Source organism: Ferrovibrio sp. (assembly GCF_965278975.1).
Taxonomy (GTDB): Bacteria; Pseudomonadota; Alphaproteobacteria; order Ferrovibrionales; family Ferrovibrionaceae; genus Ferrovibrio.
Map to the genome: position 1 here is coordinate 576220 of NZ_OZ257126.1, position 19383 is coordinate 595602.

The following is a 19383-nucleotide window of genomic DNA, read 5'->3' on the forward strand; positions in this document are numbered from 1 at the left end:
TCACTGCCTTGCCTTGGCTTGCGCCTGCACCTGGGCCGTGTCGAACTTGTTGAATTCCGGCACGAATTCATTGGTGTACAGGCTGCTGATATCGACCTGCTTGGTGGTCAGCTCGCCGCCATCGAACAGCACGTCGATATAGTCCTTCCAGACCTGCGGGGCATATTCGCCGAAGCGGCGCGCGCCACCGATATCGGCAAAATCGAAGTTGCGCAGCATGCGCGACTGCAGGATATGCCGGCCCGAGGCGAGCTGTTCGGCTTCGCTACCGCCATCGCCACGGGTATTGGGGTAATATTTCCAGGTATTGCGGACGCAGAAATCGATATTCGCTTCGCAGGCGACCACACCCTTGCTGATGGCACGACCGAAACCGGCCAGCAGCTTCGGATTCGATTTCAGCATATCCTCATGCACCATGAAGCCATTGGAGAGCAGGCCACGATACTTCTGCGGCTGCTCCAGGCGGCGGATCTTCAGGCCGGCGGTTTCAAACTGCGCGATGATAGCGTCAAAGCCATTGAACGCGTCCACATCCTTGTTGGTAAGCGCGCGGATCGCCGGGGCACCAACGCCAGTGGGGACAAAATCATAGTCCTTGCCGGCGGTCATGCCCATTTCCTTGTACATGCCGCGGGTGATCGGCACATTGCCGTTAGCCAGCGCACCGATACCGACCTTCTTGCCCTTGAGGTCGGCAATGGTCTTGATCGGGCTGTTCTCCAGCACCGCGAATTCCCAGATATTGCTGCGTGCCGAATTGTAGAAGAAGCGCACCGGCATGTAGTCCTTGCCGGGCTGGCGGTTGATGATAACGATATCCGCACTGGGGAAACCGATATCGACCGACTTGTTGGCTACCTGTGGCACCAGCAGCGAGGTGCCGAGGAATTCGATGATCTCAAGCTCGATCCCCTCTTCCTTCATGTAGCCCATCTCGATGGCCATCAGGAACGGCGAGTAGCTGTAAGTGATGCGGGCCGGCGTTCCGAGCTTCACCTTCTGTTGGGCGATCGCGGGCAGGACCGGGGCAGCTAGCAGGATGGCCGCGCCAAGCGCGCCGGCGGCAATACGTTTCAGGGCCGTAAACTTGAACGCCATAGGGATGCTCCTCATCTGTTCGCGGCGCTCGACATGGCGCCTGGTTGCTCCTGTTATTATCTTTTCTGCGGTCAGCCGGTGACCGTCTGCACGATCTGCGCCACCGTCTTGCCCTCCAGGCCCAGCACATGCAGATTGCGGCCCTCGGCATAGAAATCACGGTTGGTCAGCAGGCCTGCGAAACGGATCACGGTATCGGCGGCCGGTGTCGGCACCCCCGCGAGTGGGCCGAGGCAGGCGATGGGCACCAGGCCGCAGGCCACGTCCTGCACCAGATAGCGATGCTGCAGCGATTTCGGCGCCGGCGCATAGCGGAAGTGGGTACGGCCCATCTCCTGCATGTCTTCCTGCAAGGTTGGATTATGCAACTGGTAGGTCAGCTCCAGCCAGTCGCGCACATTCATGATCTTGGCGCCATAGGCTGCTGCTACCGCCACGCGCTCGGCATCCAGCTTGGCGATCAGGTCGCATACCGTCGGCACCATATTGGCGGTGTAGAAATTATAGCTCTCGTCATTTTCGACGCGGCTGACATTGGTGACCATACCGGCAACATGGAAAATGGCACCGAGATCGACAAAACCGGTATGCAGCAGATTCGGCGCCGTCACCATATTCGGGAAGGCAATGCCAACTCGCTCAAGCACCGCCGCCGAACGCGCCGCCGGCATCGCCACCAGATTCCAGCGCGTCTTGATCGTGGTCATGATGACACGGTCTGGCGCCTTCACATGCAGCATGTAGGGGTAGGAATCCATCTCCGCAATATCGACCTTCGCCTTGCAACCCAGCCGATCAAGTGCCGCGCGGAACAGCAATGCGCCGCCAAAATGACCCTGGCAGAGCACGATGGTCTGGCCATCCTCAAGCAGCGGCACCAGGTTACGCGCCACCACCGGATGATCCGTGCCATAGGTGCTGACGATCAGCACCGCAGCGCCCTTTACCGCCGCCGCCAGATCAGTCGTTGCCATCTCCACCGGCGCGAAGGGGATGTCGCGGCCTTCGATATGCAGGCCGCCAGCGGCACGCATACCCGCCACTTGGGTATCGTCGATATCATGGATGCGCAGGCGAAAACCGTTGATGCCGAGCTGCGCCGCCAGGCCCTTGCCGCCCATACCGGCGCCAATGATGGTGATAATGTCTTGTTTTGTGATCGAAGCCATGGTTGCGTCGTCCTGCTCTGGGCTTTAAGTCAATTGCCGGTAATTGTGGCGTTGATCTGCGCAATGCTCTTGCCGGATAGGCCGAGGGCGGCGAGATTGCGCCCTTCTTCGTGGAAGTTTCGCCCGGTTAGGGCATTGGCGATTTGAATTACCGAGTCGATCACCGGCGTGGCCAGACCGGCTACACGCGCCAACGCCGCCAGCGGCACCAAACCACAGCCGACATCCTGCAGCAGATAACGGTGGGTCAGTGATTTCGGCGCAGGTGCATAGCGATAATGCGTCACCGCCATTTTCTGCAGCGCTTCATGCAATGTCATGTCACGGAAGGAATAGGTGACTGCCAGCCAGGTAGGAATGTCCACCGTCTTGATGCCGAAGGCCTGCGCCACCGCCAGCCGCTCACGGTCCATGGCCAGCAGCAGGTTGCACACACTGGGCACCATGTTATTGGCGTAGAAATTGTAGTTCTGATCGCCCTCGACCATGCCGACATTGGTGATCATGCCGCCGACATGCAGGATACCGCCAAGATCGACCAGGGCCGTCTCCAGCATATTGCCGGCTGCCTGCAAGCCTGGGAATGCGTGGACAATGCGGGCCAGGCAAACCTCAGTACGTGACGCGGGCAAAGCGGAAAGATGCCACTTTTCCTTGATGGTGGTCATGATAACGCGATCAGGCGCCTTCACATGCAACATATAGGGATAGGCATCCATCTCGGCGATATCGATCTTGGCCGTGCAGCCGGCGGCATCCAGTGCCGAACGGAATACCAGTGGGCCGCAGAAATGGCCCTGGCAGAGCACGATCAATTGGCCATCTTCGAGCAGCGGCGCAAGCTGCCGCGCCAGAGTGGGGTGGTCGTTGCCATAGGTGCTGATGATCAGCACGCCCGCGCCTTTGACAGCTGCGGCGAGGTCAGTGGTCGCCATCTCCACGGGTGCAAAGGCAATGTCGCGGCCTTCAATATGCAGGCCGCCCGCTGCGCGCATGCCCGCCACCTGGGTATCGTCTATGTCCTGGATGCGCAGCCGGCAACCATCAATTCCCAACTGAGCCACCAGCCCCTTGCCGCCCATGCCGGCGCCGATGATCGTCCAGATTTCCTTGCCGTTGCTCACGCCCACTCCTCCAGAACCTACTCGGAAACCACGGTTTCGCCGCTGCTGTTGCTTTCCCAGAACACCACAATGCCGTGGAACAGCCGGACTAATTGCGTGCCGGTGATGCCAATGGCGATCAGGCCAACCAGGGCGGCAAACATGGTTGCAACATCGAAATTCGCCTGCGACGTGGAGACCAGGTAGCCCAGGCCCTTGGTCGAAGCGACAAACTCCGCCACTACAGCACCGATAAGGCTGAGCACCACGCCGATCTGCAGGCCGGCAAAGATATGGCCCATCGCAGCGCGCAGTTTGAGACGGAAGAAAATTTCCAGCCGCGAAGCGGAAAATACCTTCATCATGTCTATCAGCGGCTGCGGAGTCTGCTTTATGCCGACGCTGGTGTTGATGAACAGCGGGAAGAAACAGATCAGCGCCACCATCACCACTTTCGACAACATGCCGAAGCCGAACCAGACGATGATCAACGGCGCCAATGCGACCTTCGGCATTGATTGCAGAGCAATGATGAAGGGATAGACGAAACGATCGAAATTGCGCGATTCCGCCAGCAGCGCACCAAACACGATGGCAATGCTGCAGCCGAAGAAATAACCAATCGCGGTATTCTGCAGTGTGAAGAGCACATGTGGCCAGTAATCCCCGAGGATGTAGCCCTTGTGCAGCTGGCGCAGCACCGCCATCGGTTCCGGCAGAATGTAATTCGGCACCTTGAACAGCCGGATCGACACCGTCCAGATGATGATCAGCACCACCAGGGTGATCATCGGATAGACTACATTAGCCAGATTGCGACGCAGCATATCCCTCTCCTCAGCGCTTGGCGCTCAAACCTGTCCGTATCAACGACGAGCCTTCACATCGGCCAGAACCTTGGCGGGATCGAAGGCGTTGATGGCATCGACAAACTGGTTGGTATAGAGCGACGCAACGTCAACCTGCTTGCTGGTGATCTCGCCGCCGTCATAGAGCACGTCGATATAATCCTGCCACATCTGCGGCTGGTACTCGCCAAAGCGGCGCGGCGCCTTCGGATCGGCGAAGGTGAGCATCGACTCCATGCGCTTGGTCACCGTCGGGATCGCCTCGGCCAGGGCTTGTTCGTCGGTCTTGTCCTGCGGCTTGAGTGACGGATACTGCTTCCAGGCAGAACGGATGCAATGCGGGATATCGGCCTCGCAGGCCAGGATCGCCTTTGCGACGGCACGGCCGAACTTGCCAAGCATTTCAGGCCGGTTCTTGATCGTATCCTCGTGCGTCATCATGCCGTTGGAGATCAAGTTGGTGTATTTTGGCGGCTGCTGCAGATAGCGCAGCTTGATGCCGGCATTGGCCAGGAAAGCGATGGTCGCATCGAAGCCATTGAATACATCAATCTGGCCCGTGGTCATGGCGCGGATCGCCGGAGCACCAACGCCGGTCGGCACGAACTCATAATCGCGACCGGCCTCCATTTTCATCTCACGGAACATCGAGCGGGCAATCGGCACATTGCCGTTGGCCAGTGCACCAACACCGATCTTCTTGCCACGCAGGTCCTCAACCCGCTTGATCGGGCTGTCATCCGGCACCACGAAATCCCAGGGATTCTTGCGCGTTACATTGTAGAAGAAACGCACCGGCATGTAGTCCCGGCCGGGCTGGCGGCTGATGATCACCGCGTCAGCGCCAGGAAAGCCGATATCCACACCCTTGTTCGCCACCTGCGGTATTAGTACCGAAGTGCCGAGAAATTCGATGATTTCGACGTCAAGGCCTTCCTGCTGGAAATAGCCCATGTCACGCGCGAGTAGAAAGGGCGAATAGCCGATATTGACCCGGGCCGGTGTGCCCATCTTGATCTTTTCCTGCGCATGCGCTGCCAGCGGCAGCAGCGACAGGCCGGCAATCACGACGGCGCGCAGGCATGATGCAATGGTGAAATGAGTACGGACAGTGTGTTGCATCATGATCCCCCCGGATCTCCTAGGCAGCGACAGAAAACACCGGCGGCATCACGGCACCACCGGGAAACGAGACAGTGATTCGAGAATGCGGGCATTGGCCCGCACAACATGGTCGCGCAGCAGGTTGGCGGCCAGGCGCCCATTGCGCGCAAGCAGGGCATCGACGATGTCGCCATGCTCGGCAACCAGCAGCGAGTTGTTCCGCCCCTTCACCGACTGCAGGCTTACCAGCACCAGCCGCTCGGCCTGCTCCACCAGTTCGCGCACGGTCGCTGCCATTCGCGCTGAGCCCGAGGCATCGGCGATGGCGCAGTGAAAATGCCGGTTATAGGCGGTGAAGGCGGAGCTATCGCCGCTGAAGCTGCGAAAGGCCTCCAGCGCCGCCAATTCTTCATCGCTTGCCTGCCGAGCCGCCTCGCTGGCGCAGATTGGCTCCAGGGCTTCGCGGAAACGGCAGAGATCGCGGGCATCGGAAAGCGAGATAGGATTGACGCGATAGCCCTGACGCGGCAGCACCGTCACCAGCCGCTCACGCTCCAGCCGCAACAGGGCTTCCCGCACCGGCTGCTTGCTGACTTCGTAGCGCGCCGCCAGCTCCTGCTCCCGCAGCGACTCACCTGGGGCAAGCTGACAGGAAAGAACCTCGTAACGCAGGCGGGCATAAACCGTCTCTCGCAGCAAAGACCCTTGCTGTGAAATATCTTGATTGACGCTTACTACCACCTTTAGCGACATAAGCTCAGTTTATTCCCTGTATTTTGGCTGAAAACTCAACCAAAAGGAGATGCGCCCTCTATTTGTGAAATATCAGAGAGCCGTTATTTAGTCAAATCGAAATATTAGAATGGTCTTCAATGGCTCATCCGAACGCGATGAAAGCGGCAGAAATCCGGCATGATTTCCCACCCCAATCGCATAAAAAAACATCTGCTTAAAATTCAGGCCCCCGCCAGGAAGCTGATACGGCTCAAGATGTGCCTACAGCTTTGGCGGCCCACGCCCCAAACCACGATCCCGGCGGATCGCAGTCAGAGCGCCAAGAAGCCTCTCACCGTCTCGATGAAGACGTCCGGCATTTCCAGCGGCGGACAATGGCCGCATTGTGGAATCTCGGTAAGCCAAGCGCCTGGTATGCCGGCCGCGAGCTGACGGCACAGAACCGGCGGGGTGGCGGCATCAAGCTCACCCACCACCACCAGGCTGGCGTTACCGATGCTGCCAAGCTGCGGCACCAGATCGCAGGCAATCAGCGATTGGCAGGCAGCAATAAAGGCTTGCGGGTCGATGCCGAGCAGCACCTGGCGACGCTCTTCAAAGGCTTCAGGATGCTTTGCCAAATAGGCATCATGGAATACCCGGCGCGCAGCGATATCGACAATTCCACCCAGGCCTTCGCTGCCGACTTTCTCAGCCATGACGCGAAACGCCACCTTGCCCTGCTCCGGGAAGCCCGCCGCCACGTCGCTGAGCACCATCTTGCCGAAGCGCGCGCCATGGCGCAGCGCCATCGCAACCGCCACGGTGCCGCCAAAGCCATTGCCCATGACGACACAATCCTGGCCAAGAGCGAAATCGTCAAACACGGTTGCAATGCGATCGGCATAGCCATCGATGCCGGCCGGGATCGGCGCTGATCCATGGAAACCGGGCAGATTCACCAGGGTGACGCGGAACTTCTCGGCAAGCTTCGGCAATACCGGATCGAAGGCGGTGTGATCCGTGAGCAGCGAATGCAGGATCAGCAGATCAGGGCCGGCACCGGTCTGTACAGCAGTAAGTTTGCCATCGCGGCTGGTGAGCTTTTGCATAACGGTTACGTCCTCAATGTACGCCGAGATTGGCGGCAATCAGATTTGGATCGGCAGCAAGGGCGGCGGGAGTGCCATCGAAAACCACTCGGCCGGTGTTGAGAATCGCCACATGATCAGCCAGCGCGAGTGCGAAACGGGTATTCTGTTCCACCAGGATGATCGAAAGACCCTCGGTCTTCAGCCGGCGCAGGATGTCGCCAACTTCCTCGACAATCTGCGGTGCCAGACCTTCCGATGGTTCATCGAACAACACCACGCGCGGATTACCCATCAGCGCGCGGGCAATGGCCAGCATCTGCTGTTCGCCACCTGACATCGAGCCGGCGGCCTGGGCTTTGCGCTCGCGCAAGCGTGGAAACAGATCGAATACCCGCGCCACATCCCATGATGCCTTGCCTTGCGGGCCGGGCCGCTCCGCAACACGCAGATTTTCCATCACGCTGAGGCTGCGGAAGATGCGCCGTCCCTGCGGCACCAACCCCACGCCACGCCGCGCCACCACTTCCGGCGGCAGGCCGCGCAGGCTCTCGCCGAACAGCAGCACCTCACCATCCCGGGGCGGTGTGAAGCCGATGATTGAATGCATCGTTGTGGTCTTACCGGCGCCATTGCGGCCCAGCAAAACCAGAACTTCGCCGGACTGCAGCGTCAACGACACATCATGCAGTGCACGGCTATCGGCGTAATATGTGTTGATGGCCTGGAGCTGCAGCGCGTCAGTCGGCAAAATACACCTCCCGCACCCGCGGGTGCGCGGTAATGCTGGCGCGATCTCCCTCAGCGATCACTTGGCCGTAATACATCACGGTGATCGATCGGGCCAAGGACAGCGCGATATCCATGTCATGTTCGATCAGCACCACGGTGATATCGGCTGGGATGTCCCGCACCAGCGCCTGCACCTCGCTGCGCTCCTCGCGCGAGAGGCCCGCCAGCGGTTCATCAAGCAGCAGCAGCCGGGGCTGCTGTGCCAGTGCAAGAGCGATTTCCAGGCGACGCTTCTCGCCATAGGCGGTTTCCGACAATTTCCGGTCGGCCAAGCGATGCAGGCCCACTTGCTCCAGCGCGGCTTCAGCGCGCGCCGCGAACTCACGGCGCCGGTGCATGCTGGCAATGGGATTGAGCCGCAGCGGTGAAAGCCCAAGCAGGGAGAGATAGACATTCTCCCGCAAGGTGTTGTTAGGAAACAGGGTGAGTATCTGGTAGGTGCGGGCAAGGCCGCGATGGGCGCAGCGGTAAGGCGCGGCTCCGGTTATATCCTCACCGAACAACTCTACACGGCCAGAGGTCGGCTTGATATCGCCGGTGATCAGGTTGAACAGCGTGGTCTTGCCGGCACCATTCGGCCCCAGCAGCAGGCGACGGTCGCCAATCGGAATGGTGAGATCGACACCATCCACGGCGGGCAGACCGCCGAAACGCTTGCGCAGGCCGGTGATCTTGAGAGCGGGCGCGGTCATGGCGCGTTCCTGGCGCCGGGCAGCAGGCGGCGGCGCAGGCGATCCAGACCAGGCACCACACCTTCCGGCATGAAGATGACGATGACGACGAACACGATACCCAGCAGCATCACCCAGCGGGTGACATAGGCGCTCACCACCATTTTCAGCGCCACGACGATGAAGGCGCCAACCAGCGGGCCGAACAACGTGCCGGCCCCACCGGCGATCACCATCAGCAGGGTTTCTGCCGAGGCCGGCAGCCCAAGGGCATGGGGACTGATATACTGGTGGTAATAGACGAAAACCACGCCGGCCACCGCCGCCCAGAATCCGGCAAAGACGAAGGCCAGCCACTGCACCAGCCAGACATTGTGCCCCAGCATGCGCATGCGGCGCGGCTGGTCGCGGCTGCCGACCAGACTGGTACCAAGCCCCGAGCGCGCGAACACGGCGATGCAGCCAATGGCAAGCAGGAAGACTATCGCCGTGAAAAGATAGAAGGCGACCGGATTTGTCAGAGCGATGCCGAAAGGCATCGGGCGCTGCAGGCCAGGCAAGCCATTGTCACCACCCGTTACCGTGACCCAGCGATAGGCAACACCCCACAACGTCTGGCCGAGGGCCAAGGTGATCATCAGGAACGCGATTCCGGTGGCACGCAGCGCCATCAGGCCGAACAGCGCGGCCATCAGCGTGGTGCCGCCCAGCGCCAGCAACACCGCCGACAGATGGCCAAAGCCGCCTTGCGTATTGAGCCATGCCACCAGATAGGCGGCGGTACCGAGATAGGCAGCATGGCCAAGCGAAGTCAGGCCGGCATAGCCAACCAGGATATTCAGGCTGGACGCGAATATTGCCGCGATCAGAATCTGGCTGGCGACATTGATATAGAAAGCCTGGCCGATCATCAGCGGCACAGCCAGCGCCACGGCGCCAAGCAGCCAGGGCAGCATGCGCATCATTGCTTGGCTCCGAACAGGCCGCTCGGGCGCAGCATCAGAATCAGGATCATTGGCAGGAACAGGATCATATAGGCAAGGCCCGGCAGCAATGCCTGGCCAAAGGTGTAGATGAAACCGGTGATGAAACTGCCGACAAAGGCACCGGCCAGGCTGCCGATGCCACCGAGGATGACCACTACCAAGGCCAGCGGCAGCATCTCGCCATCCAGGCCGGGATAAACCGACAGGATCGGACCACCAAGCACACCACCCATGCCGGCAAGGCCGCAGCCAAGACAGAAGACGATGGTGAACAGGCGTGGCACCGGAATGCCGACAGCACGCGCCATCTCCATATCGTCAACGCCGGCGCGTACCATGGCGCCAAGCCGCGTACGTTCCAGTAAGAGCCAGAGCAGGAACGCCACCAGCAACGACAGCACCACAACGAAGATACGATATCCAGGAAAGACAAAATTGCCGAGCCGCACCGGCTGCGAAAGGTAAGGCGGCACAGGCAATTGCATCGGATCTCCGGTCCACAGCATCAGGCAGAGATCGGCGATGACGAAAGAGAGTCCGAGTGTCACCAGCACCTGGGCCAGCGTGCGACTGGCCAGCCGGCGCAGAATAAAGCGCTCAACCAGGCCGCCAACGACCGCGATGGTGGCGCCGCCGGCAAGAATGGCGAGCGGAAAGCCCAGGCCGGCACGCAATGCCGAGAGACCGACATAGGCTCCGAGCATGAAATAGGCACCATGCGTCAGATTGGCGATGCGCATGAGGCCAAAGATCAGCGAGAAGCCGGAAGAGAGCAAGAAAAGCAGCCCGCCCAAGGCAAGGGCATTCAGGCTCTGGATCAGCCAGAAAGCTAGCGGCATGGGCGGGCCTTACTTCACAGCAACAGGTTACGATTGACGGACAGAGATCACTCGAGATTCTTCGCCGGCGGCCATTCACGGGAATAGACCGGGTTGGCCAGGAAGGCTGCCGGGTCATAGCTCCAGAACTGCGTGGTGCCGGCGTAGGTATGGATCACCTTGTTGGTCAGGCCGTTCGCACCCTTCTCCACCTTGCGGATATAGGTGTTGAACACAGGGTTGCCATACTGGTCGATCTTCACCGGGCCCAGCGGGGTTTCCGGCAGATCGAGGCTACGCAGCGCCTTCATGAAGGCGTCCTTGTCCTCGATCTTGCCCTGCACCTTCTCCATCGCTTTTTCCAGGAAGATGCCGGCGAGATAGGCACCCATGGTGTAGTAACCCGGATCGGCCTTGTACTCGCCGCGTACCGCAGCGACGAACTTGGCATTGGCCGGGCTTTCCAGCGCGGCACTGTACCAGCCGGCGGAAATCACCCCGAGCGCCTCATCGCCCATGTTCTTCAAGATGCCTTCGTCCACCGTGGTCATGTGACCCAGCACCGGGATGCGGCCCTTCATGCCGTATTCATTATACTGCTTGAGGAAGCGCAAGCCGTTGGCACCGGCAAAGCCGGCGAACACCGCATCCACCTTCGTGTTGATCTGGGCAATATAGGAGCCGTAGTCGGCCACGTTCAGCGGCGGCCACAGCTTCTGCACCACCTTGCCACCGTTCTCCTCGAACACGCGCTGGAAGCCGGCCGACATTTCATGACCGAAGGCGAAATCGTCGGCGATGATGGCAATGCGCTTATAGCCCAGGGTCTTGGCCGCATAATCAGCCAGGGCATGCACCGGCTGAGCCGATGTGGATACCGCGCGCACGAACCAGGGATTAAGCCGGCGCTGGGTCAGATCCTCGGCTGCTGCCGACGGCGAGATGATCGGCACCTGCGCCTGCTGGATATAGTCATTGATCGCCAGCGCCTCGAAAGCGGCAAGCGGGCCGATCACCACATGCACCTTGTTGCGCTCCACCAGTTCCTGGGTCTTGGAACGGGTATTGGCGGGAACGCCGGCGGTATCGGCAACGATCAGCTCGATCTGCCGACCGGCCAAACGGCCATTTCGCTCCTTGAGGAACAGCTTGATACCCTCTTCCATCTGGCGGCCGCCGGCAGCGAGCGCGCCGGAATTCACCGTGAGGAAGCCGACGCGGACCGCTTCCTGCGCCTGCACGGCGCCGGAGAAAGCTGTCGCGCCAATCAGTGTCGCTGCCGCGAGGGCCGCAAGTTGGCGACGATGTAACATATTTCCTCCCAATTTCATTGTAGGATTGATATATCAAGAAACAAAACATCCGGCAAGATACTTTTATTATCGAATGATAAATTGCTGCTTTTTTAGGAAATATTCGTTGATTTACTGGGCCAATGGCTGGAGTTAAGTTTTTGACTTGATCGGTGATATATCACAGCTATAATAGGCTCATGAATATCGAGACCACACACCTCCGCCGTGAGGAGATATATCAGCGCCTGCGCGCCGAGATATTATCCTGCACCCTGGCGCCAGGCGCCAATCTGCACGAAGCCGAACTGGCGGAGCGTTTCGCGATCAGCAAATCACCGATCCGCGACGCCTTGATGCGCCTGGAAGCCGAACGCCTAGTGCTGGTGGCGCCGCGCAAGGGCTACCGGGTAGCGCCGATTTCCGTGTCGGATGCGCGCGACCTGTTTGGCCTGCGCATGGTGCTGGAACAGGCGGCAGCGCCAGATGTGGCGGCCAATGCTTCGGAATCCGATCTGAAAACGCTGGACCGCTTCCGCAGCCTGGCGGCCTGGGGCGGCGGCGATTTCGTCACCTATAATCGCGAATTCCATTGCGCCGTGGTCGAGCTGTGCAGCAACCGGCGGATAGCCGAGACGGGGCGATCCGTGATCGAGCAGTTCGACCGCTTGGTGGTGATGAGCATCTCTACTCTGGCCGAACGCAACACCGAAAGCCTGATCGCCGAACATGCCGCGATCATCGATGCCTTGCAGGCACGCGATGGCCGCCTGGCGGCACGGCTGCTGCAGAAGCATATCGAGTTCGGCGTCAAACGCGTGTTGAAATCGCTGGAACAGGCTGCTGTCATTCCCTGAATCTTCCCGTTTGCGCCGGTAGTCCAATGCAATTCGATGTCTCTTTCGTTGTGCCAATGCCGCCCGAGCAGGCTTGGCCACTTTTGCTTGATGTGCGCCGCATTGCACCCTGCTTGCCCGGCGCAGAACTCACGGATGTACTGGGCGACAACCGCTACAAGGGCCGTGCCAAGGTGAAGGTAGGCCCGATCGAGCTGAGCTTCGCCGGCGAAGCCGAACTGCGGGATATTGACAATCAGGCCCATACCGCATCGGTGGTGGCGCGTGGTGCCGAGGGCAAAGGCCGTGGTAATGCTTCTGCTACCGTGCGCTTCCAGCTCAGCCCTGATGCCGCAGGCACCAAGGTTGTTGCCATAACCGACCTGCAATTGGTCGGCGCCGTGGCGCAGTATGGGCGCGGCGCCGGTCTGATCAAGGAAATCGCTAATCAGCTCACCCAGCAATTCGCACGCAATCTGCAGGCGTCGATTGCTGCAGAACAATCCGCCCCCCCGGCTCCGGCGGCAGAACCTGCTCCTGCGTCCGCAGCCATGCCAGGTGCAGCTTCAGCACCGCCCCCCCCTGTTGCTGCCATGCCCCCACCACCCGTACAGGCCGTTTCAGGCCTCAGCCTGGTCTGGGCCGCTCTGCGCGCCATGGTGGCCCGCTGGTTCGGCCGCGGCTGATACGAGAGAGTTCAGCACTCCATGAAACCAGCCCCCTTCGCCTACCACGATCCACGCAGCCTGGATGATCTAGTCGGCCTGCTCGGTCGTTTAGAAAACAGCAAGCTGCTTGCTGGCGGCCAGTCGCTGATGCCGATGCTGAACATGCGCTATGTGATCGCGGATCATGTGATCGACCTCAATCGCCTGCCGGAACTTGCCGGTACGCGCTACACCGATGGCCAGTTGAGCATTGGCGCCATGACGCGGCAGCGCAGCCTGCAGCGCGACCCTTTGGTGCAACAGCATTGTCCGGTATTGACCGAGGCGCTCGACTGGGTGGGCCATATCCAAACCCGTAGCCGCGGCACTATCGGCGGCAGCTTGTGCCATCTCGATCCGGCTGCCGAGCAGCCCGGCATCGTGGCACTCTATGATGGCCAGTTGACCATTCTGGGCCCTGGCGGCGAACGCCAGGCAGCGATGCAGGAATGGGGCCTGGGCTTCATGATGCCGAACCTGGCACCTGACGAAGTGTTGACCCGCATCGCCATGAAGCCCTGGAGTGAGCCGCATGGCTATGGTTTCGTGGAATTCGCACGCCGGCACGGTGATTTTGCCATTGTTGGTGCCGGTGTTCTGCTGGCAGTTGATGCGCAGGATGTGATCACGCGCGCCGCCATTGTGCTCGTTGGTGTCGATATTCAGCCGATGCGGCTGCGCGCAGTGGAAACCGCGCTGCTTGGCCAGAAGGCGAATGCCGGAAGCTTCGCGGCGGCAGCTGCAGAAGCCAGCAAGATCGATGCCTTGTCCGATGCCCATATCACCAGTGTCTATCGCCAGAAACTGGCCGGCGTGATGACCCGCCGCGCCCTGGAACAGGCCGCCAAGCGTGCCCGGGAGGCCCGCCATGTCTGACGCCATCACCCCTCGCCGCATAAGCGTGGCGATCAACGGTACCAGCTATGAGCGCAGCGTCGAGCCGCGACTGAGCCTGGCCGATTTCCTGCGCCACGAATTGCTGCTGACCGGCACTCATGTCGGCTGCGAGCACGGCGTCTGCGGTGCGTGCAGCGTCGTTGTTGATGGTGTGCCGGCCCGCGCCTGCCTGATGCTGGCAGTACAGGCCGATGGCGCCGAAGTGGAGACTGTGGAAGGCCTGGCCGCGGCTGACGGCAGCTTGCATCCCCTGCAGGAAGCCTTCCGCGAGCATCACGGCCTGCAATGCGGCTTCTGCACACCCGGCATGCTGATGACCCTGAAGGCCCTGCTGCAGGATCAGCCGGATGCCGATGAGGCTGCGATACGCGATGCAATCTCCGGCAATATCTGCCGCTGCACCGGTTATCAGGGTATTGTTGATGCTGCCCTGGATGCGGCAGCACAGCTGCGTGGAAGGGCCTAAGTCATGGGCGTGCGCTATTTCGGCAGCAAGGTTCACCGTCTGGAAGATCCGCGCCTGCTCACCGGCAAGGGCCGCTATGTCGATGACATCCATCCGCCGCACTGCCTGCAGGCAGCGTTCGTGCGTTCGATGCATGCCCACGCCCTGATCAGGAGCATCGACACGGAAGCGGCACGGGTGCTGCCCGGCATTGCTGCGATCTACACCATGGCTGATTTCGCCGGTCTGGCGCAGGGCCCGCTGCCGCAAACCCTGCCGGCGCCGATCCTGAAACAATCACATACCTATCACCCGCTGGCGCAGGGCGAGGTCTGCCATGCCGGCGAGGCCATTGCCATCGTGCTGGCCGAAACCCGCGCCCAAGCCGAAGATGCCGCTGCGCTGGTGGTGGTGGATTATGAGCCATTGCCGGCGGTGGCTGATTGCCGCGCCGCGGTTGGCCCCGATGCAGTGAAGGTGCATCAGGATTCGCCGGATAACGTTGTGGCGGTGATGCGCGGGGCCTTTGGTGATGCGGCGGCGGTGTTTGCCACTGCACCGCATGTTTTCCGCGAGCGGATTGAGATGCATCGCGGCGGCTGCCATTCCATGGAATGCCGTGGCGTGATCGCCAACAGCGATGTGCTGAGCGGACAGATGACGCTCTACACCTCTTCGCAATCGCCCTACCTGGTGCGCCGCTTCCTGGCTGCCTATCTTGGCCGCGAGGAAAACGAATTGCGTGTCATTGCGCCGGATGTCGGTGGCGGCTTCGGCCCCAAGGCAGCTTTCTATGCCGAAGAAGCGGCGCTGATGCTGGCCGCGATGAAAGCCGGGCGGCCGGTGAAATGGATCGAGGATCGTCGCGAGCATTTTGTCGCCACGACACAACAGCGTGACCAGTATTGGGACGTGGAAGTGGCCGCCGCCGCCGATGGCCGTCTGCTTGCCGTGCGCGGCACCTGCCTGCATGATAACGGTGCCTATGTGCCCTATGGCCTGGTGCTGCCCGCCACCACCATTGGTTCTTTCCCCGGCCCCTATGCGTTGCAGGCGCTCGATCTGACCTTGAACGCGGTCTACACCAACATGGTGCCGAACACGCCGGTGCGCGGTGCCGGCCGACCGAATGCCTGCTTCGTGCTGGAACGCCTGGCTGATCGCGTGGCACATGAATTGAAGCTGCCGCCTGAGGAAGTGCGCCGGCGCAGCTTTGTGCGCAGCGAACAGATGCCCTATGTCACCGGCATGAAGGCGCGCGATGGCTCGCCCGTGCAGTATGACAGCGGCGATTTTCACGCCACGCTGAATCTGGCGCTGGACAAGATCGATGCCGCCGGTTTCCCCGAGCGCCAGGCCAGGGCCCGCGCCGAAGGCCGCTATCTTGGCCTTGGGATCGCCAGCTGCGTCGAGGATACCGGGCTTGCTCCCTTCGAAGGCGCCACCGTGCGCGTGCTGCCCACCGGCCGCGTGCAGGTGGAGACCGGCGCCGCCAGCCAGGGCCAGGGCCACGCCACCGTGCTGGCGCAGATTTGCGCCGACATGCTGGGGGTCCCCCTGGAGCATGTCAGTGTCGAACAGGCCGATACCGGCAAATTCCCGCTCGGCATCGGCACCATAGCCAGCCGCGTGGCCGTCACTGCCGGCTCTTCGGTGCATCTTGCATCCGTGCAGGTACGCGACAAGGCACTGCGCGTTGCTGCCGATATGCTGGAAGCGGCCGAGGCCGATCTCGAGATCGTCGCCGGGTCGGTGAAAGTGAAAGGCGTGCCGGGCCCTTCGATACCGCTTGGCGCAATAGCCACCAAGCTCAACGGGATGCCGGGCATCCCAACGCATAAGGGCATGGATCCGGGCCTGAGCGCCACGGCCTATTTCGATGCCAAGCAGCTCACCTTCGCCAATGGCGCCAATGTCTGCGAAGTGGAAGTGGACATCGAAACCGGTGCCGTACGCATCCTGCGCTATGTTGTGGCGCATGATTGCGGTCGTCTGATCAATCCACGCCTGGTGGATGGCCAGATCATCGGCGGCGTGGTGCATGGCATCGGCAACGCGCTATTCGAGCGCATGGTCTACGACGAGAGCGGCCAGCCACTGACCACCAATTACGGCGAATACCTGCTGCCCATCGCCACCGAGATGCCACGCATCGAAATTCATCACCTTGAAAGCCCAGCCACCAACAATCCGCTCGGCATCAAGGGCGCTGGCGAAGGCGGCACGATTCCGGCCGCAGCCGCCGTGATCGCGGCTGTCGAAAATGCGCTGGCCCCATTTGATGCCCGGATCGCAAAGCATCCCCTGGCGCCTGAGGAAATCCTCGCCCTGGTGGAGCGCCCCTGAGGCAGCTTTGCGCACCGAACACTGGCGGGCCTTCTGGCAGCGAAGCTTTTCGGCCAGATAAAACGCTAGACATATCTTGCCTGTGCACCGCGCAGAGAAATGGCTGCGTACGCAGTCTGGGCTAGGTATTCTCTGCCCCACCTTCCATGCTAACAGGCAGTGATCTGACGCACCGCGTCCCGCTTGTACTCGTCACTGAAATTGGCTTTGCCATCTAGACGGGATTCAGCCTGGCCCAGTGCGAACATCGCCCACATGGCGCATGGAAAGTATTTCGCCCAGCACGGCGTAGTTCGGCCCGCCAATCCGACATACCGGCCGCAGCAGCGCCGTATCGATTTTGTTGGACTCGCACAGACCATCACGGATGTGGAAAACAACCACCTCACCGACGATGAATTCCGCGCCGGTTTCGCCGAATTCGATGCTGCGCACGAACTTGCATTCCAGGCTGATTGGCGTTTCTGCCAGATATGGCGTCTTGATTTTCTGGCTTGGCTTGACACTGAAGCCCAGCAGATCAACCTCGCTGACATCAGGCGGATAGTCGATGGCGCTCTTATGAATGGCCTCGATCATTGTTTCGTCGCCGATGTTGACCACGAAATCCTTGTTGGCCTCGATATTGAGCGACGTGTCCTTACGCTGACCACTGCGCAGGCCGACGTTGATTCCCACCATCGGCGGCTTCGACGAGACAAAGGTGAAGCAGCTGAAGGGGGCAAGATTTACAATGCCTCCGGGCCCCAGGGTGGAAACCCAGGCAATGGGACGTGGCACCACGATTCCAGTCAGAAGCTTATAGAGCTCCTGTGGCTCGATGCCGTCAGGTATGATCTCCATTTCCCATCCCCTTAATGCGGAACCGACCTAGACCGCGACTTCCTTCTCTACGGGCACGAACGCCGAGCCTGGATAGGCGCCGAGCTTCGTCGAAATGAGCGCAGCGGTCCGTTCGACGAGTTCTGCCAGATGCTTGTGCGAGTCATCGTGGGTTTTTCCCTTCCCGACGGCCGCACTGATAGCGGCAATCACTTCGCCGGGCGCATTCCGGATGGGCGCGCCGACGGCAAGAATGCCGACAAGGTTTTCTTCATCGGAAATCGCATATCCCCGCTCGCGAATCTTCTTGATATCGGCGATGAGTTTAGCAGGCTCTGTAATGCTGTATGGCGTCAGGCGCGGCAGCACCATCTTCTGCATCACCTTTTCCAGCGCCTCGTCCTGCAGGGCCGCAAGAAGAACCTTGCCTGCGCTTGTGGTATGCAGGTGACCCGTCGCACCCGTATTGATGCGGAAGACAGACGGCTGCGAACCCTGGATACTGCACAGATACAGGAGAGCGGTATCGCTTCGAACGCCGAGGTAGACATTCAAATGCTCTTCCTCGGCAAGCCGATGCAGTTCGTCATAGGCCACACTGTAGAGCGGGTTGCTCTGCGTGTAGCGCTGACCGACCTGAAAGGCACGCGCTCCGACCCGATAACGCCGCGTTACCGGGTTCTGTTCAAGGAACCCCTGTTCGGCCAGCGTGTTGATAAGTCGCGACACAATGCTCTTGTCGAGATCCATGAGGCGTGACAATTCCCGAACCCCGATTTCGGGTCCGTTGTTGCTGACGACATCGAGGATGTGCAGCCCGCGCGATAGGGACTGGTTGGTTGTCATGCATTTTCCACTGGAGGTTGCAATGCTCGGCCCGCCTGCCGATTCCCGTCCCAGTATATAACCCGACTCTGTATCGCGCGAATAATGATGTGCCCAATGATGCCAATCATCGAAAGTGTGAACACGCTGGTGAACATGGTGCCCACGTCAAAATTCATGGACGATGCCTGGATCAGATACCCAAGGCCCTGTTTGGCCGCGACGAACTCGCCGACGACAGCGCCGATCAGTCCCAGCACGATGGCAATCTGCAGGCCGGCGAAAATGGAATTAGCGGCACCGGGCAGCTTCACATCCCAATATACCAGCCAGCGTGGGGCCGAGAACGCCTTGTAGAGATCGAGCAGATCGGAATTGGTCGCGCGCAGACCGGACAGCGTGTTTACGAAGACCGGGAAAAAGCAGATCAACGCAACGAGGATAACCTTGGAGGCCAGCCCGAAACCGAACCACACGAGCAGGATTGGCGCCAGAGCTACCTTGGGCATCGACTGGAAGCCAATGACATAAGGAACGACGATCTGTTCAACAATTTCGAATTCGGCAACCAGGGAAGCAAGCAGGAAAGCAACCAGGCATCCACAGGCATACCCCACCATCATCTCGGTCACGGTAATGCCGATATGCGGGAAGATCAGTCCGGTTGAATACAGCTTGATTGCGGACTGCAGCACCGCATAGGGGCCGGGCAGCAGGTAGGCAGGCACGCCGAACAGTACCGTGCCGTAATGCCAGAACAGCAAGAAGACGATGAGCGACAGAGCGGAGATGAAACGACCCTTGAGCTTCTTCATT

At 60.4% G+C, this 19383-nt stretch carries 20 protein-coding genes; 5 read left to right on the forward strand and 15 right to left on the reverse strand.

What is annotated here, in order from left to right; all coding sequences use genetic code 11:
- From ACQY7X_RS02745 to ACQY7X_RS02800, 12 genes are all read right to left on the reverse strand, one after another.
- The gene (locus ACQY7X_RS02745; protein ID WP_428248316.1) at positions 1-1101 is read right to left on the reverse strand and encodes an ABC transporter substrate-binding protein; all 1101 of its coding nucleotides are present in this window, start codon (positions 1099-1101) and stop codon (positions 1-3) included.
- Between the two features lie 71 nt (positions 1102-1172).
- A complete protein-coding gene (locus ACQY7X_RS02750) occupies positions 1173-2270 on the reverse strand; it encodes an NAD/NADP octopine/nopaline dehydrogenase family protein (protein WP_428248317.1) in 1098 nt (365 codons plus the stop codon).
- Positions 2271-2299: 29 nt separating this feature from the next.
- On the reverse strand, positions 2300-3394 hold the full coding sequence (locus ACQY7X_RS02755) for an NAD/NADP octopine/nopaline dehydrogenase family protein (protein WP_428248318.1): 1095 nt from the start codon (positions 3392-3394) through the stop codon (positions 2300-2302).
- 17 nt (positions 3395-3411) lie between these two features.
- Positions 3412-4200: an ABC transporter permease gene (locus ACQY7X_RS02760; protein ID WP_428248319.1), complete on the reverse strand. Its 789-nt coding sequence runs from the start codon at positions 4198-4200 to the stop codon at positions 3412-3414.
- Between the two features lie 39 nt (positions 4201-4239).
- A complete protein-coding gene (locus ACQY7X_RS02765; protein ID WP_428248320.1) occupies positions 4240-5346 on the reverse strand; it encodes an ABC transporter substrate-binding protein in 1107 nt (368 codons plus the stop codon).
- A 45-nt stretch (positions 5347-5391) separates the two neighbouring features.
- Positions 5392-6024, reverse strand: coding sequence for a GntR family transcriptional regulator (locus ACQY7X_RS02770; protein ID WP_428248321.1), 633 nt, complete (start codon positions 6022-6024; stop codon positions 5392-5394).
- Positions 6025-6371: 347 nt separating this feature from the next.
- Positions 6372-7151 carry an alpha/beta fold hydrolase gene (locus tag ACQY7X_RS02775; RefSeq protein WP_428248322.1) on the reverse strand — a complete coding sequence of 260 codons (780 nt, stop codon included), beginning with the start codon at positions 7149-7151 and terminating at the stop codon, positions 6372-6374.
- Positions 7152-7164: 13 nt separating this feature from the next.
- Complete coding sequence (locus ACQY7X_RS02780) at positions 7165-7881, reverse strand: ABC transporter ATP-binding protein (RefSeq protein ID WP_428248323.1); 717 nt, start codon at positions 7879-7881, stop codon at positions 7165-7167.
- Entirely contained in the window at positions 7871-8614 is a 744-nt protein-coding gene (locus ACQY7X_RS02785) for an ABC transporter ATP-binding protein (RefSeq protein ID WP_428248324.1), read from the reverse strand. Before ACQY7X_RS02785 ends, ACQY7X_RS02780 begins: the two co-directional genes overlap by 11 nt.
- Positions 8611-9558 carry a branched-chain amino acid ABC transporter permease gene (locus tag ACQY7X_RS02790; RefSeq protein WP_428248325.1) on the reverse strand — a complete coding sequence of 316 codons (948 nt, stop codon included), beginning with the start codon at positions 9556-9558 and terminating at the stop codon, positions 8611-8613. Before ACQY7X_RS02790 ends, ACQY7X_RS02785 begins: the two co-directional genes overlap by 4 nt.
- Positions 9555-10418, reverse strand: coding sequence for a branched-chain amino acid ABC transporter permease (locus ACQY7X_RS02795; protein WP_341983238.1), 864 nt, complete (start codon positions 10416-10418; stop codon positions 9555-9557). Before ACQY7X_RS02795 ends, ACQY7X_RS02790 begins: the two co-directional genes overlap by 4 nt.
- A gap of 47 nt (positions 10419-10465) precedes the next feature.
- Entirely contained in the window at positions 10466-11710 is a 1245-nt protein-coding gene (locus ACQY7X_RS02800) for an ABC transporter substrate-binding protein (protein WP_428248326.1), read from the reverse strand.
- A 179-nt stretch (positions 11711-11889) separates the two neighbouring features.
- Here ACQY7X_RS02800 and ACQY7X_RS02805 point away from each other — a divergent pair, with 179 nt between their 5' ends.
- Genes ACQY7X_RS02805 through ACQY7X_RS02825 form a run of 5 tightly spaced genes read left to right on the forward strand, consistent with a single transcriptional unit; the run spans position 11890 to position 16920 of the window.
- Positions 11890-12546, forward strand: coding sequence for a GntR family transcriptional regulator (locus tag ACQY7X_RS02805; protein ID WP_428248327.1), 657 nt, complete (start codon positions 11890-11892; stop codon positions 12544-12546).
- A gap of 26 nt (positions 12547-12572) precedes the next feature.
- On the forward strand, positions 12573-13211 hold the full coding sequence (locus ACQY7X_RS02810; protein WP_428248328.1) for an SRPBCC family protein: 639 nt from the start codon (positions 12573-12575) through the stop codon (positions 13209-13211).
- Positions 13212-13232: 21 nt separating this feature from the next.
- The gene (locus ACQY7X_RS02815) at positions 13233-14108 is read left to right on the forward strand and encodes an FAD binding domain-containing protein (RefSeq protein WP_428248329.1); all 876 of its coding nucleotides are present in this window, start codon (positions 13233-13235) and stop codon (positions 14106-14108) included.
- Positions 14101-14595, forward strand: coding sequence for a (2Fe-2S)-binding protein (locus ACQY7X_RS02820; RefSeq protein ID WP_428248330.1), 495 nt, complete (start codon positions 14101-14103; stop codon positions 14593-14595). The genes ACQY7X_RS02815 and ACQY7X_RS02820 overlap by 8 nt, the downstream gene beginning before the upstream one ends.
- Positions 14596-14598: 3 nt before the next feature.
- Positions 14599-16920 (forward strand): molybdopterin cofactor-binding domain-containing protein, encoded by a 2322-nt coding sequence (locus ACQY7X_RS02825; protein WP_428248331.1) that lies wholly within the window; start codon positions 14599-14601, stop codon positions 16918-16920.
- A gap of 225 nt (positions 16921-17145) precedes the next feature.
- On the opposite strand, the gene ACQY7X_RS02830 is transcribed toward ACQY7X_RS02825, so the two are convergent.
- From ACQY7X_RS02830 to ACQY7X_RS02840, 3 genes are read right to left on the reverse strand one after another with little or no spacing between them, the layout of a single operon-like run.
- Positions 17146-17763 (reverse strand): flavin reductase family protein, encoded by a 618-nt coding sequence (locus ACQY7X_RS02830; RefSeq protein WP_428248332.1) that lies wholly within the window; start codon positions 17761-17763, stop codon positions 17146-17148.
- Positions 17764-17790: 27 nt separating this feature from the next.
- Positions 17791-18588 carry an IclR family transcriptional regulator gene (locus ACQY7X_RS02835; RefSeq protein ID WP_428248333.1) on the reverse strand — a complete coding sequence of 266 codons (798 nt, stop codon included), beginning with the start codon at positions 18586-18588 and terminating at the stop codon, positions 17791-17793.
- Positions 18585-19382: an ABC transporter permease gene (locus tag ACQY7X_RS02840; RefSeq protein WP_428248334.1), complete on the reverse strand. Its 798-nt coding sequence runs from the start codon at positions 19380-19382 to the stop codon at positions 18585-18587. The genes ACQY7X_RS02835 and ACQY7X_RS02840 overlap by 4 nt, the downstream gene beginning before the upstream one ends.
- Position 19383 lies beyond the last annotated feature (1 nt).

Coding starts and splice junctions, on each gene's coding strand:
- ACQY7X_RS02790 (WP_428248325.1), bottom strand. CDS start 9,558: ATGATGCGCATGCTGCCCTGGCTGCTTGGCGCCGTGGCGCTGGCTGTG.
- ACQY7X_RS02800 (WP_428248326.1), bottom strand. CDS start 11,710: ATGTTACATCGTCGCCAACTTGCGGCCCTCGCGGCAGCGACACTGATT.
- ACQY7X_RS02745 (WP_428248316.1), bottom strand. CDS start 1,101: ATGGCGTTCAAGTTTACGGCCCTGAAACGTATTGCCGCCGGCGCGCTT.
- ACQY7X_RS02840 (WP_428248334.1), bottom strand. CDS start 19,382: ATGAAGAAGCTCAAGGGTCGTTTCATCTCCGCTCTGTCGCTCATCGTC.
- ACQY7X_RS02795 (WP_341983238.1), bottom strand. CDS start 10,418: ATGCCGCTAGCTTTCTGGCTGATCCAGAGCCTGAATGCCCTTGCCTTG.
- ACQY7X_RS02765 (WP_428248320.1), bottom strand. CDS start 5,346: ATGATGCAACACACTGTCCGTACTCATTTCACCATTGCATCATGCCTG.
- ACQY7X_RS02750 (WP_428248317.1), bottom strand. CDS start 2,270: ATGGCTTCGATCACAAAACAAGACATTATCACCATCATTGGCGCCGGT.
- ACQY7X_RS02805 (WP_428248327.1), top strand. CDS start 11,890: ATGAATATCGAGACCACACACCTCCGCCGTGAGGAGATATATCAGCGC.
- ACQY7X_RS02820 (WP_428248330.1), top strand. CDS start 14,101: ATGTCTGACGCCATCACCCCTCGCCGCATAAGCGTGGCGATCAACGGT.
- ACQY7X_RS02825 (WP_428248331.1), top strand. CDS start 14,599: ATGGGCGTGCGCTATTTCGGCAGCAAGGTTCACCGTCTGGAAGATCCG.
- ACQY7X_RS02830 (WP_428248332.1), bottom strand. CDS start 17,763: ATGGAGATCATACCTGACGGCATCGAGCCACAGGAGCTCTATAAGCTT.
- ACQY7X_RS02775 (WP_428248322.1), bottom strand. CDS start 7,151: ATGCAAAAGCTCACCAGCCGCGATGGCAAACTTACTGCTGTACAGACC.
- ACQY7X_RS02815 (WP_428248329.1), top strand. CDS start 13,233: ATGAAACCAGCCCCCTTCGCCTACCACGATCCACGCAGCCTGGATGAT.
- ACQY7X_RS02785 (WP_428248324.1), bottom strand. CDS start 8,614: ATGACCGCGCCCGCTCTCAAGATCACCGGCCTGCGCAAGCGTTTCGGC.
- ACQY7X_RS02760 (WP_428248319.1), bottom strand. CDS start 4,200: ATGCTGCGTCGCAATCTGGCTAATGTAGTCTATCCGATGATCACCCTG.
- ACQY7X_RS02835 (WP_428248333.1), bottom strand. CDS start 18,588: ATGACAACCAACCAGTCCCTATCGCGCGGGCTGCACATCCTCGATGTC.
- ACQY7X_RS02810 (WP_428248328.1), top strand. CDS start 12,573: ATGCAATTCGATGTCTCTTTCGTTGTGCCAATGCCGCCCGAGCAGGCT.